This is a genomic window from Vibrio stylophorae, assembly GCF_921293875.1.
Classification (GTDB): Bacteria; Pseudomonadota; Gammaproteobacteria; order Enterobacterales; family Vibrionaceae; genus Vibrio_A; species Vibrio_A stylophorae.
The window spans coordinates 1,083,618-1,096,857 of the sequence record NZ_CAKLDI010000001.1; the positions used below are offsets into that span (position 1 = coordinate 1,083,618).

The following is a 13,240-nucleotide window of genomic DNA, read 5'->3' on the forward strand; positions in this document are numbered from 1 at the left end:
AGGAATCCATGATGAATTTTAAGAAACGCTTGCTGGCGACACTGATTGCTGGGTCAATTTTCTCGGTGAATTTTTCAGCAGTCGCTGAAGAGGCGCTACCTGCAGTATCAAATGAATATGTTCAAGCGAAACCTGCCACTGCTGATACTGAGTCGGTAGTCAAAGAGGGCATGGCTGAATATGTGATGAATCAGACCGATAGACTGATTGCCGCAGGTAAAGAGGATGTGGTCTTTTTGCAGGGCACAGGCAAAATTTCTGTGACCAAAGATAATAGCGCATGGGCTGTTCACCGTGCGATTGCGATGAATGAAGCGATTCAGGCTGCGCGTGAAAGTTATTTAAATGGGATGCTGGAAGAGTTTGGTCACGAGGTGATCAAAGAGTTTATGGATCACGCCGATCTACCTGCGCCAACAGCGGCTGACTTTGAAGATCCAGGTTTTATTTCAAGCTTGGTAGAAAAATCCATGATGCTTGCCGATGCCAAACTCAATAGTTTGCTCCGTGGTTATGGTGTTTCTGTTGAAGATTACCGTGCGATGCCGCCATCGAAACGAGAAGAGGTGGTGCGAGAAGCCTTTACGATGAACTCACTTCGTAAAGCGGCAGGTGATCTTTCTGGCTTGGTTGTTCAGCAGGTCTTTGAGCAATATGACGAATCAGGCAAAGGGACTGTTGGTGTCGTGATGACGATTTCGGCCAAACAGCGTGACCTGATGCAAGATATTTTAAGTTCAAATGGCGATGTGTTGCCTAAACCTAGCGCTGCTAATCCGCAAACTAAAAACTTGTACCGCTATTTCCATGATATGCCAAACAAGCCATTGCGCTTTGGCACGATGGTGATGCGCGATAGCAAGGGCTATCCGATGGTATTGGCATTTGGCCAATGGGGCGTGAAATATGCGACCAATGAACGTAAACGCGATCGTGAGCGTAAAGTGGCGCAAATTATGGCTGAAAACTCAGCTTGGAGTACGCTCTCATCGGTGATTAATTTGCACGGTGAGTTGACTGATGAAACGTCAGCAAAGCGAATTAGCAGCACTATGCGCCTAACGGAAAAACTTGGCCGTGACTCGGTTACATCTAAGGATGTTGAGGCAGAAGATCAGATTCAGCAGCTGGTTGATAGAAGCTCAAAAATGACTTCTAGCATCAAGGGGTTAAAAGGCGTTCGCATGATGGGTGAATGGCGTCAAAAACACCCAGAATCTGGCCAAGAAATGGTGGGTGTTGTCCTTGTGTGGCATCCGCAAACAGCACAAGCTTTCACTGAAATTCAAGAAGGCAAGCGTGCCGATGAGATGACCGAAGCGCAACCCAAAGCGGCATCTTCAACATTTGAAAGTGATACCAATCAGCCGCTTTATAGTACGGGTGGTGACATTAACGTGAATGATTTTTAAGGTATCACCGATGAAATTTATCCGTCTATTTATGATGGTTATTATCACAATGGGCAGCATTGCTGCCCATGCTGAATCAGTTCAAGTGATCAATAACGGTTATGGACAAAATTTAGACGCCGCGATTAGCAAAGCACTTCGCCGCTCCATTGAACAAGTCCGTGGTGTATCCATAGCGTCTGAGTCAATTCAATCCATTAAGACAATGGATAGTGCGGCGATGACCGAGAGTCAGTATGAGAACAATACAGCGCAAGCGCAGGTGATGACATCTCAGGGACGGGTGACTTATTCGATCCTATCTGAAAATTGTGATAGCCAAGGGTGCCATGTAAAGCTCAATGTCTCAGTTGATGTGCCTGATGGGATGGCGCGCCGTAAGGTGATGGAAAATATGAACAAATACCGTCGCACTATGGTTGTTTTACCCTTTTCTGGACCCGATGGCGAAACTATGCAGCGCTACTTACGCGATCGTTTTGTGCAAGATCGCAAGATGAGCGTACTGGATTTGAGTAGCCAAAAAAGCGTCGATTATGTGTTGCGCGGGCGTGTGCTTGAAGCCAAAACACATAAGCGTGTTGTTGATAAATCCTATTCAGTGGCACTCACTGGCGAGAAAGTGAAAGACGTTCGTACTTATTACACTTCAAAGGTATTGGTTGAATACCAGATGATTGATGTCGCAACTGGGCAAATCAAATGGAGTGCGACGGTTCCAACGACGTCATCGCGTAATAATCTCGATCTTTTGTTGAATATCACTGCGGATAAAATTTTCTCTCAGCTTAAAAATAATATTTATCCACTAGTCGCCATTAAAATTGGGCCAACTGAGATGGCATTGAACTCAGGTGGGCAGAGTATCAAAGTCGGTCAAATTTATGATCTCTTTGAAAAAGCAGGTGTGCTTCGTGACCCTTACACCAAAGAGGTGTTGGGCTTTAATGAGCGCAAAGTAGCGCAGGGGCGCGTGACACGGGTATTGGCGAAAACGGCGTATATCCAAGTGATTCATGGTGATATTTCGGCGATTAAAATGGATGCGATTGCGCGCCTTGCTAAGGCGGCTCCAAAGCCTAAGCGTCACCGAGCCTCAAGGCCAAGTCATAGCAAACCAAAGCCAGCAACAGCTGAAGCGAATGGCGATATCTTTTTCTAATTTTTTGGGGCGAAGCGTTGCTAAGCCCCGGTTTCACATAAATAAAAAATAAATAACACTATGAAAAAAATAATTTTTTTATGCTTGCTAGGGATAACGGCACCAGCAGCTGCTTACGAGCGCGTAGCAGCGAGCAGTACCACTCTGACTGAAAATCAATTTCGTGATCAATCGGGCGCACCCCAAGTGTCACTTCACAAGCGTCATCCGCAGTGCGAGGACGATTGTGATCAAATCTTAACCATGGGTCGCTATGCCCATGCGTTTAATCCTGATGCTGAATTGGATGTGGTGAGCCGTTATCGCGATCGCAGCTTTGCCTTAGTCAGCCAAGAGCATGTGAAAGCAAACGGTAAATCAAGCTCACGTACAGATTATCATTTTGTCAGTGGCGCACATGATCAAATTCGTGTCGATCGCGCATTGTGCACCGGCGCGCAAGCCAAAGGATTTAGTGCGCGTGGTGAATTATTGTGTCTTGAGGATGAGTCGTTAAAGATTTATACCCCGAGCTCAGAGCATGAAATTAAATTGCCAGCAGAATCAACTTTTGGGGCAATTAATAATAATTTGGCCGGTACAGTGGCAATCGCCTTTGTGAATGCAGATAAACGCATGATGTATTATGCCAATTTGCATGATCTTTTAGCTCAGGGAAATAGTGCATGGCAATCGATGCCAACACGCCTACATAATCGCTCGGATAGCCGTGATGTGATTGCCGTTTATCCGGTGAACCGTAAGAAAGGCGAGGTGGCATTGTATGAATATATTAACCCTTTCAATAAAGGGTTAACCCTCTATTCTTTTGCCGGCGATCAATCGAAACGTCATGTATTAACCAATGAGTCCATGGGGCATATCGGTTTTGCACCTGAGGTTTTTGTCTCAAATAACCAATATGTTGTTACAGCAAAAGACAGCCGTGATGCAAGCTTAAAGAGCTATGTGATTGCGCCTGAAAGTTTGCAGCAAGAAGACCAATACCATAATGATGAATCCAGTCAGTCTCAGCTTGATTTTATGGCTGGTTATGGCTTGACCTATAACAATTGGGAAGCGTCTCAGTCTGTGGGTGGTGATGTTGATACCGAATACGACATTGAACCTAGCTTGATGCATTCGCTCTATTTCCAAGCACGCTATGCAGATACACAAGTGTCACTTAAATACTTAACCAACCAAGCGAAGGAAACTGGTAATGCAGGTACCTCAAATGCGGTGAGTATGCTGACCGGCTTGGTTGATTTTAATCAGTTCTTTAAAGGCGCGGATACATTGCGTTTAAAGATTGATTGGACCCAAACGGATGGCGTCGCAACCTATAAGGCGGATCGCGCCGATCTTTGCCTTGCCGAAGGTTGCAAGGTCAGTAAAAACTTCAGTACTGAATATATGAATGTCGAAACCTTGGTTATGAGTGATGGTGGCGTTTATATGGGCTTGCGTTATTCAAATTTCGCGATGCCAAGTGCGGTTGGTTTTACGCGTAATAAAGACAGCGACCATGTTCTTGGCGCAGCTTTTGATGAAGACTACGAGCAATCACGCCTGATGTTTGTACTGGGTTCAGATGAAGCCGCTTATGGTGCGCGATACGAAACAGACTATAGCCGTTTCTTCCTTCGTCCGAATTTAGGCTTGGGTGTGGTACAGCACAAAATTTCAGATGCTGCTGAAAAAGCGGCGCGAAATGGCGAAACCGGTGATATTGCGGGTGAGTATGGCATGATTGTGAGCGGCGGCTTGGACTTGGGCTATACCTATCAGCGTCGCTGGCTTGAAGCGCGTGGCTTAGGATTCTCAGTACAAACGGGTGTTCGTGCCCATGTTGATTGGATGACTAATAGTCCTTTTGGTGATGCCAAAGATGATGAAATCTATTTCAATAGTGATCGATTTGATTTGATGTGGGGACCATACATTCAATTCAACGCAATTTTCTAATCACGTCAGTGCGATTTGAATCATGAAGGGGTGCCAAATGGCACCTCTTTTTTATGCCCGCGCGCTGTAAGTCCTGAATAATCAATGCAAACTTTAGTTGCCATTTAACTGGATAAAAATTGTGGTCTTTATTTGAAGCGCCATCGAATTTGGCGCTAGGATGAGCACACGGTGATGGAGTTCCACCGATTGAACCGCCTTAGTGCTGATGACTCCTACCCCAGATGAAAACAGTTGCGTGCTCACGTAGCTGCTGGTGTAGGTCCACGTCACGTCCTACCCCAGCTAGCACGCAACTGTTTCCAATAATCCAAACATAATTGGAAGCATGTCATGCAAGAGCAAACTATTTTTCAATGTCCCGTCTCTCGAGGCGATCTTCACCCAAGTGCACCGATCCCAGTTGAAGGTCGAATGATTCGTCCACAAGAGGTGATTGCGATTTCAGGTTTAAGCCATGGTGTGGGTGCTTGTGCGCCGCAGCAAGGTGCAGCCAAAATTACCCTGAATGTTAAAAACGGCATTATCAAAGAAGCCTTGATTGAAACCATCGGCTGTTCAGGGATGACCCAATCAGCGGCGATGGCAGCTGAAATCCTGACTGGTAAAACCATTCTTGAAGCCCTTAACACTGACTTGGTTTGCGATGCCATCAATGTGGCGATGCGTGAAATCTTCCTACAACTTGCTTACGGTCGTAGCCAGTCTGCATTTTCTGAAGGTGGCCTTGAGGTTGGCGCTGCGATGGAAGATCTTGGTCAAACACAGCGCAGCCAAGTGGGTACAAGCTATGCAACCGAGTCTCATGGCGTGCGTTACCTTGAGATTGCAGAGGGCTATGTGACTGAGCTTGGTTTGGATGAAAATAAAGAGGTAATCGGTTACGCCTATGTCAACTTAGGCAAAATGATGAAAGCGATCAATGAGGGAATGGCGCCAGCACAAGCGCTTGAAGCCGCCAGTGGTCACTATGGCCGCTTTGCAGAAGCGGTGACCACTATCAACCCTCGTCAAGCCTAAGGAGCCTTCCATGAATCATGCAATTTCAGAGCAGCTTGCTGCTATTCAGTTGGCCGATATCAATGCGGCGCACCAATTTTGTCTCGACCATGGCATCGATGCCAAAGCCTTAGTTATGGAAACGCAGCCTATCGCTTTTGAAAGTGCTTGCGACGCTTATACCTTGGGTGCGGCGATGGCGCTTTCTCGCGGCATTAGCAATGCAGAGCAAGCAGCCTTGGTGATTGGTGAAGGGCTGCAGGCATACACCAAACCAGGTAGTGTGGCGCATCAGCGTCAAGTGGGCTTGGGTCACGGCGCCTTGGCTGCGCGATTGCTCAATGAAGAGAGCCATTGCTTTGCCTTTTTGGCCGGTCATGAGTCTTTTGCTGCTGCTGAAGGTGCGATTAAAATTGCGCTGAACGTCAACCAATCTCGTCAAAGTCCACTGAAAGTCATTTTGAATGGCTTGGGTAAAGATGCAGCATATTTGATTGCGCGTATTAACGGTTTTACCTATGTGCGCACTGAGTTTGATTATCAATCTGGTGAGCTCAAAGAAGTGAGCCGTCGCCGTTTCTCTCAAGGCCCTCGTGGTGAGATCCTTTGCTTTGGCGCTGATGATGTGCGCGAAGGCGTGGCTATCATGCATCATGAAGGTGTGGATGTGAGCATTACGGGTAACTCAACCAACCCAACACGTTTCCAACACCCTGTGGCTGGTATCTATAAAGCTGAGCGTACGCGTGAAGGCTTGCCTTATTTCTCTGTAGCATCTGGTGGTGGTACCGGTCGTACCTTGCACCCAGATAACGTTGCAGCAGGTCCTGCATCTTACGGGATGACAGATACCATGGGCCGCATGCATGCTGATGCGCAGTTTGCAGGCAGCTCTTCAGTACCAGCGCACGTGGCGATGATGGGCTTTATCGGCATGGGGAATAACCCAATGGTCGGCGCAACCGTGGCACTGGCAGTGAAAGTAAGTCAAGCGAAACGCTAAACCACGATAAATGTTGAATGATAAAAAAGGCGCATGAAGCGCCTTTTTTATGCTTTGAATTTTAGCGAAAAGCCATCGTAGCTAAAGTTGAACATTTCAAAAAATGGTCATTAGCAGCGGAAACATAATGGGGGCGAGTAAAGAGGTGATGACGCCACAAATGACCAGCGCCAGCGAGCTAAATGCCCCTTCTTCATAACTTACTTCTGCCGCTTTTGAGGTGCCAAGAGCATGGGACATGGTGCCCATGGTCAGGCCGCGTGCCAGTGGATCGGCAATACGCAACAAAGAAAACAGCGGATAGCCCAAGATCATGCCAAAAAAGCCCGCGATGATCACCATTACTGCCGCAATGGCAGGCTCGCCCTGAATCTGCTCAGAAACCGCCATGGCAATGGGGGTGGTGACAGATTTAGGCAAAATAGAAGCTGCAAGCGTGGGATCGGCACCCATTGAAAGCGCAATGACACCGCCTGTGAGCATCGCGACGATGGTGCCAAGTAAACACATGCCCAAAATCAGTTTCCAGCGCGCGCGAATTTGATGCATCTGCTCATAAAGAGGATAGGCAAAAGCCACCACCGCAGGTTGCAATAGCGCGTTGACATAGGTGTTGTAGCGATAATATTCGCTATAGGGCACACCGAGCGTGACTAGTAGCGTGATTAAAATGGCCACCGTAATTAACAGTGGGTTATTGAGCGGATGACGCCACTTCATGGCAAACCAGCGGGCGGTATAAAAAATCGCAAAGGTCGCAAATAGCCAAATCATGATTGCTTTCCTTTGAGTTTTTGAGTGAGAAAGCCCACCACCAAAAGGATCACAAAGGAGCTTCCCAGAGTACTTAATATAATGGCCCAAGCATTTTGGGTCAGTAGGTCATAGTAATTCATGACCCCGACAGCAACAGGAACAAAGAGTACAGCCATATGCTTAATGAGCAATTCGCTGGACGCTTTGGCCCAGCACGGCGGTACCCATTGAAGGGCAAGCAGTAAAAAGAGGATAAGCATACCGATGACGCTGCCGGGTACAGCGATGCCGGTGAAGTGTTGAATGCCTTTACCGATGTAAAGGCAAACCATGATGGTAAAAAAAGATTTGAGGTATTGCATGCCCTGTTGGCCGTGATTGTGGTCACAATTTGTCATTCATCATACAAAAAGAGCCGAGCAGGAGCCAGTAAAAATGTGATTGAATGTTATTTTCAATCAGCGGCTATTCCTCATGTTTACGCCAGGGCCAGCAGCGTCGAAGCCAGCCCTTCATGCCTGAAGGTGGCTGCTGATTGGGAAAGGGCTGCATATTCTCGCTGCTGTGCCGGGGCATGGCGACGCGAATGCCATGATTGCGCACAATGGAGATATGAATGGCAAAATCGCCGTTTTTGATCAATTTACTGCGCAGCGCTGTGACTAAGGTAATAAGGCGCTGCTCGGCATCATAGCTTTCTTGAAAGAGATGATGCGCGAGCACGTTATAGGTCAACAGTTCGCCAGCATGGCGACACAGCACGGATAACAAACAGGACTCATGAAAGGTGAGTGGGGTTTGACTGTTGTCGTGCCAATGTAAGCAATGATTGAGCGGATGAAAGCGGACTTCTGGAAAATCGTAGTAGCGAGTTAATTCAGTCATGATGAGCGCTCCTTGGTAACCACCCAATAAGTGTGAAAAGGAGATGGCAAAGCCGCAATATCAAAGTTGGGAATGGACGGTGATTCCTTGCACTTTGCTAAGCGATACATGGTGGTGACATCACACTCGCTGTGGCCATGATGACAGACCTAAATTAGACATAAAAAAACCCAGCCGAAGCTGGGTTTGATTCAAGATTGGCTTAGTGCGCCCTTGGTCTTGAAGGTCCTTTAGCTACAGAACCATTCATTCAAGAACCATTGATTAAAGAACAATTGATTAGAGAACCATGGCGGCGATCCAGCCAAAGATAATCAGCGGGATATTGTAGTGGATAAAGGTCGGGACCACGGTATCCCAAATGTGATCGTGCTGACCATCGGCATTCAAACCAGAGGTTGGACCCAAGGTGGAATCCGAAGCTGGTGAGCCGGCATCACCGAGCGCGCCTGCTGTACCAATGATGGCGATGGTTGCTGGAATGGAGAAACCAAAGCTCATGCAAAGCGGCACATAAATGGTGGCAAGTACTGGAATGGTCGAGAACGATGAGCCGATGCCCATGGTGACCAACAAGCCTACGACCAACATTAATAGCGCGACAATAGCTTTGCTATTAATGGCATTGGCCAGTAGGGCAACCATAGTTTCAACGCCGCCGGTTGATTTCATCACTGCAGCAAAACCGTTGGCAGAGATCATGATAAAGCCGATCATCGCCATCATGGTCAAACCCTGTGAGAACACATCTTGGGTATCCGCCCACTTAATCACACCGGTTAGCGTAAAGACCAAGAAGCCTACAAGACCTGCAACAATCATTGAGTTGGTATAAAGCTGCACACCGAGCGTTGCGGCAATAGACACAATGGCAATCACCACAGCTTTCTTGTCGATTTTTTGATGCTCAGGCTCAACTTTAAGAATCTCTGCCTCGCTGTAGGTGCGTGGCTTACGATAGCTAATAAAGACAGCAATCAGCAGGCCCACGATCATCCCAGTGGCAGGCAGTGCCATGGCTTTGATGATATCAAAGGCGCTAATACGTGCGACATCCAAACAACCGTTCAGTTGCGCCATTAGGGCTTCGTTGCTTGCGTAAGCGGTTAAGTCGAGGTTATGTGCAGTGAGCTGTCCCATCAAATCCTTGATCACGTCAGCATGTACATTGGCCGCAACTAAGCAGTCAGAAAATGGCGCAAGCTCAATGTGACCGGCTGCGGTTTTCGCAATACCAAGGCCATTTTGCGCCAGCTGTCCCATCAAAATCTCGCCAAGGAAGATGCCACCAAAACCAATAGGTAGTGCCATATAGGTGGTGACCAAACCAAAGGTCAGCACACAGGCGACCAAACGGCGGTCCACTTTGAGTTTTGAGAACACATGCAAAAGAGGCGGAATCAAAATTGGAATAAATGCAATGTGCACAGGAATGGCGTTTTGCGACATGATCGCCATAGCCAAAATCATCACCAAAATAAGATATTTGGTAATGAAGGTGGTGTTTTCGTTTTGCTGGGCACCCACACGGTTAATAATACCACGCGCCAGTAAGTCAGTGATGCCAGTGCGTGAAATCGCCACCGCAAAGGTCCCCAACATGGCGTAACCCAAAGCGATGGAGGCACCATCTTTGAGGCCAGATTGGAATGAATTCACGGTATCAAGAAGGGATAATTGACCCACCAAACCGCCAACAATGGCGCTTAGGGTGAGGGCAATCACCACGTTCACACGCAGCAACGCCAGCGTCAGCATCAACATGACGGCGACTAGTACTGGGTTGAGCATGTAGATGTACTGCAGAATGCTAGACACAATCGTACTCCTTTACATAATTTTTTGTGTTGCATGGAATTTTGTATTGTTTTTTTAATTGCACCCCAGTTTCCTTTTCTTTTATTTAGCTGTCGAGTGAAATTTAGCGTTTGCTATTCGTTTCAGCGCAATTCGATGAATGATCTGTGCGATAAATGATTGGCGATTAAGCAGATTGATGCGCTGAAGCGCTATCGCTTTGATCGCTTTGTTCACAGGGCTCGCCATCATGCTCTTGGGCTTGTGCTTCAAGCGGCCAGCCACCCAGCGCTTTATAGCGATTAACGATGCGGCAAAATAGCTCGGCAGTTTGCTCGGTATCATATTTGGCGCCATGGGCTTGGGCGTTATCAAAGTCCATTCCCGCGCTTTTGCAGGCTTTTGCTAACACGGTTTGACCAAAGCACAAGCCGCTTAAAGCCGCAGTGTCAAAAGTGGCAAAGGGGTGGAATGGATTGCGCTTGAGATTGGCGCGCTCAGCGGCGTTCATCACAAAGCTGTGATCAAAATGGGCGTTATGCGCCACCATAATGGCACGTTGGCAGCCTTCGCCTTTGAGCTCTTTGCGAATCAGCTTAAAGATATCTTTGAGCGCTTCTTCTTCAGTGACTGCGCCACGTAGCGGGCTATAGGGGTCACGAATGCCGATAAAATCGAGCGCAGCTTGCTCAATGTTGGCCCCTTCAAAGGGCAACACATGATGATGCAGCACGGTTTTTGGCTTGAGCCAACCATTCTCGTCCATGGTGAGGGTCACGGCGCAAATTTCAAGTAATGCGTCGGTTTTGGCGTTAAAACCAGCGGTTTCAACATCAATGACCACGGGAAAATAGCCGCGAAAGCGATGTTTTAATCCGTTGATTTCTGTGTCTGGGCGCGTGTTGGCGTCTTGACTCATAGGAATGGTTCGCTACTTACAATAAAAACAGAGGCGCATTATGCCAAAAAATGTGACGCCGCGCAGCCAGCAACAAAATTAAAGAATTTTGTGGTCAGTCCGATACAATAAACAGTCTCATAGAATCATTGGTGTCACTGTGCGCGCATCTCTCATTACTTTTTTTAGCTTTGTTATATGTTGGTCTCCCTTCGCGCAGGCAACGGTGCACTATCTTGCCTCGCCGACTCAGTCGCATTGGCAGCTCAAACAAAACACGCCGCTGGCTTGCCAGCTGACGCATACCATTCCCGGCTATGGCCAAGCGATGTTTGAATCTCGCGCTGGTAAAAAAATGAATATGGGGCTGACCATCGAGATGTTACGTCCCATGGGTAAAACGCGTAATGTGGAACTCTTGTCTATGCCACCGAACTGGATGGCTGGTGAGGCGGTAAAACGCATTGAGCGCGTGAAGTTCTACCAGCAGTTTGATGGCTATGTCGATGGGCTGACGGCATGGGCATTACTGAGCGATTTAGAAAAAGGGCGCATTCCAACCTTTAGTTATCAAGACTGGCAGCATCGTAATGAGTTGGTGCAAGTGGGCCTGTCACATGTTGGCTTCGCTGCGCCTTATCAAGAATTTAGCCAGTGTATTCATAAGCTATTACCTTATTCTTTTGAAGATATCGCTTTTACTGTGTTGCACTATGGTGTGGATAGCGACGAGCTCAATCCCGCGTCACAAAAGCGTTTGGGTCAAATTGCTGAGTTTATTCGCCATAGCACGGATATCTCTTTGGTGCTGGTGGCCACATATACCGATAGTTCTGGTAGCAAGGGCAGTAACCAAGCACTTTCGGAGCGCCGCGCGAAGAAATTGCAGGACTATTTCTTATCACTGGGCTTAGCGCCTGATCGCATTGAAGTGCAAGCCTATGGTGAGCGCAGGCCGATTGCGCCGAACGATAATCCGATTGGTAAGAACAAAAACCGTCGCGTGGTGATCTCGCTAGGTCGTAGTTTGCCGTAACCGATTTCGTGAAATTCACCTCAGTTTTTGAGTTAAAACATAAAAACCGCCATTTTGGCGGTTTTTTTATAAATATTGCTTTGATTTTAACCACGTAAGCGTTTAAATGCCGATGTTAAGCGATTGTTCAAAATCTGTTTTTAAGCACTCAATCAATGTAACGATTGTCGCATCATCGCGTTTTTCCCCACGGGTATTTCCCCAGACTGGACCGGGCCACGCGACATCGCCCTGAAAGCGAGCAATATGATGGATGTGCAGCTGCGGCACCATGTTGCCAAGCGCGCCAATATTGATCTTATCTGCGTTAAATCGAGTGCTAAGAACTTGGCTGACCATACTGGACTCATCAATGAGTTGGTGTTGCTGCGCCGCTGTTAGTTCATGGATTTCGCGAATATCGTTGATTCGAGGGACAAGGATCACCCAATAAAAATCAGCATCAGGCATCAGTAATGCTCGGCACAATGGTAAATCCATAATCAGGTGAGTATCCGCAGTTAGCTGCGGGTGTAGTTTGAAATTCATGTAACAGCTACCTCGCTGGTTAGATTTTGCTCACAAGCTCACAAGCGCTACTGGCGAAAGTGAAGAGAAGGCATATCTTTTTTTCATTATTCAAAAAAAACATACGAATTTTATGCTTCGCTGCTAAAGGTGAAAAGTTTTATGTCACAAGCTTATCAAGTTGTACTCGATTATTGGTTTGGTGAACTCAATGGGGAGATCACCAAAGACGATCAAATGCAAAAATGGTTCGCCGCAGATAGCGATCTCGATGATGAAATCCGCCAGCGCTTTCAAACCTTAGTTAGCGCCGCTGGCTCTGGCCACTTGGCGGACTGGGCGCAATCCCCGAAAGGGACGCTGGCTTTGATTATTTTGCTCGACCAATTTCCTCGCAATCTTTATCGCGGTTTAAGTGCGGCCTTTCGTTTTGATGCGATGGCGCTGGCCTATTGCCGCCGTGGTTTGGCACAGGAATTTGATATGGCGCTCAGCCCGATTGAGCGCGTCTTTTTCTACTTGCCACTTGAGCACTCAGAGCAGGTTGAAGATCAAGAGGAGTCGATGTTTCGTTTTGACCAACTGCGCAAAGTGGTGTCCACGCGCAATCGTCCTCTGTTTGATAATTTTTATGCCTATGCGCAGCAGCACCAATCCATTATTGATGAGTTTGGTCGCTATCCGCATCGCAATGCCTGCTTGGGTCGTCTTTCTACCTCGGAAGAGCGTCATTGGTTAGCCAAGCACCAGGGCGGTTTTGGTCAAAGTGCCAATTAGTGCACTTGCTGAAATGAGCCACGCTTTAAACGAGAAAAGCCACGCATAGCGTGGCTTTTTT

Annotated in this window: 13 protein-coding genes and 1 riboswitch; of the genes, 7 read left to right on the forward strand and 6 right to left on the reverse strand. The window is 47.5% G+C overall.

Annotated elements, in window-relative coordinates:
- The first annotated feature begins 11 nt into the window (after window positions 1-11).
- The 5 genes from L9P36_RS04985 to L9P36_RS05005 all read left to right on the forward strand — a co-directional run bounded on the left by L9P36_RS04985 (window position 12) and on the right by L9P36_RS05005 (window position 6,523).
- The gene (locus L9P36_RS04985) at window positions 12-1,412 is read left to right on the forward strand and encodes a DUF6844 domain-containing protein (RefSeq protein ID WP_237465422.1); all 1,401 of its coding nucleotides are present in this window, start codon (window positions 12-14) and stop codon (window positions 1,410-1,412) included.
- 10 nt (window positions 1,413-1,422) lie between these two features.
- Window positions 1,423-2,574, forward strand: coding sequence for a hypothetical protein (locus tag L9P36_RS04990; protein WP_237465423.1), 1,152 nt, complete (start codon window positions 1,423-1,425; stop codon window positions 2,572-2,574).
- Window positions 2,575-2,760: 186 nt separating this feature from the next.
- Window positions 2,761-4,521 carry a hypothetical protein gene (locus L9P36_RS04995; RefSeq protein WP_237465424.1) on the forward strand — a complete coding sequence of 587 codons (1,761 nt, stop codon included), beginning with the start codon at window positions 2,761-2,763 and terminating at the stop codon, window positions 4,519-4,521.
- 161 nt (window positions 4,522-4,682) lie between these two features.
- Window positions 4,683-4,746: riboswitch (Fluoride riboswitch) on the forward strand.
- A gap of 108 nt (window positions 4,747-4,854) precedes the next feature.
- Window positions 4,855-5,541: an iron-sulfur cluster assembly scaffold protein gene (locus tag L9P36_RS05000; protein WP_237465426.1), complete on the forward strand. Its 687-nt coding sequence runs from the start codon at window positions 4,855-4,857 to the stop codon at window positions 5,539-5,541.
- Between the two features lie 10 nt (window positions 5,542-5,551).
- Complete coding sequence (locus L9P36_RS05005; protein ID WP_237465427.1) at window positions 5,552-6,523, forward strand: GGGtGRT protein; 972 nt, start codon at window positions 5,552-5,554, stop codon at window positions 6,521-6,523.
- 96 nt (window positions 6,524-6,619) lie between these two features.
- Here L9P36_RS05005 and L9P36_RS05010 read toward each other — a convergent pair whose 3' ends face one another.
- The 5 genes from L9P36_RS05010 to rnt form a co-directional block, all read right to left on the reverse strand.
- Window positions 6,620-7,297 carry a CidB/LrgB family autolysis modulator gene (locus L9P36_RS05010; protein WP_237465428.1) on the reverse strand — a complete coding sequence of 226 codons (678 nt, stop codon included), beginning with the start codon at window positions 7,295-7,297 and terminating at the stop codon, window positions 6,620-6,622.
- Window positions 7,294-7,641 (reverse strand): CidA/LrgA family protein, encoded by a 348-nt coding sequence (locus L9P36_RS05015; RefSeq protein ID WP_237465430.1) that lies wholly within the window; start codon window positions 7,639-7,641, stop codon window positions 7,294-7,296. Before L9P36_RS05015 ends, L9P36_RS05010 begins: the two co-directional genes overlap by 4 nt.
- A 103-nt stretch (window positions 7,642-7,744) precedes the next feature.
- Entirely contained in the window at window positions 7,745-8,164 is a 420-nt protein-coding gene (locus L9P36_RS05020; RefSeq protein WP_237465431.1) for a winged helix-turn-helix domain-containing protein, read from the reverse strand.
- A 279-nt stretch (window positions 8,165-8,443) separates the two neighbouring features.
- Entirely contained in the window at window positions 8,444-9,955 is a 1,512-nt protein-coding gene (locus L9P36_RS05025; protein ID WP_237467861.1) for a Na+/H+ antiporter family protein, read from the reverse strand.
- 193 nt (window positions 9,956-10,148) lie between these two features.
- Complete coding sequence (gene rnt, locus L9P36_RS05030; protein ID WP_237465433.1) at window positions 10,149-10,880, reverse strand: ribonuclease T; 732 nt, start codon at window positions 10,878-10,880, stop codon at window positions 10,149-10,151.
- Window positions 10,881-11,019: 139 nt separating this feature from the next.
- Here rnt and motY point away from each other — a divergent pair, with 139 nt between their 5' ends.
- Entirely contained in the window at window positions 11,020-11,895 is an 876-nt protein-coding gene (gene motY, locus L9P36_RS05035) for a flagellar protein MotY (protein WP_435532729.1), read from the forward strand.
- 102 nt (window positions 11,896-11,997) lie between these two features.
- Here the strand turns inward: motY and L9P36_RS05040 are convergent, their stop codons facing one another.
- The gene (locus L9P36_RS05040) at window positions 11,998-12,423 is read right to left on the reverse strand and encodes an HIT domain-containing protein (protein WP_237465435.1); all 426 of its coding nucleotides are present in this window, start codon (window positions 12,421-12,423) and stop codon (window positions 11,998-12,000) included.
- 141 nt (window positions 12,424-12,564) lie between these two features.
- Here L9P36_RS05040 and L9P36_RS05045 point away from each other — a divergent pair, with 141 nt between their 5' ends.
- Complete coding sequence (locus L9P36_RS05045) at window positions 12,565-13,179, forward strand: DUF924 family protein (protein ID WP_237465437.1); 615 nt, start codon at window positions 12,565-12,567, stop codon at window positions 13,177-13,179.
- Window positions 13,180-13,240 lie beyond the last annotated feature (61 nt).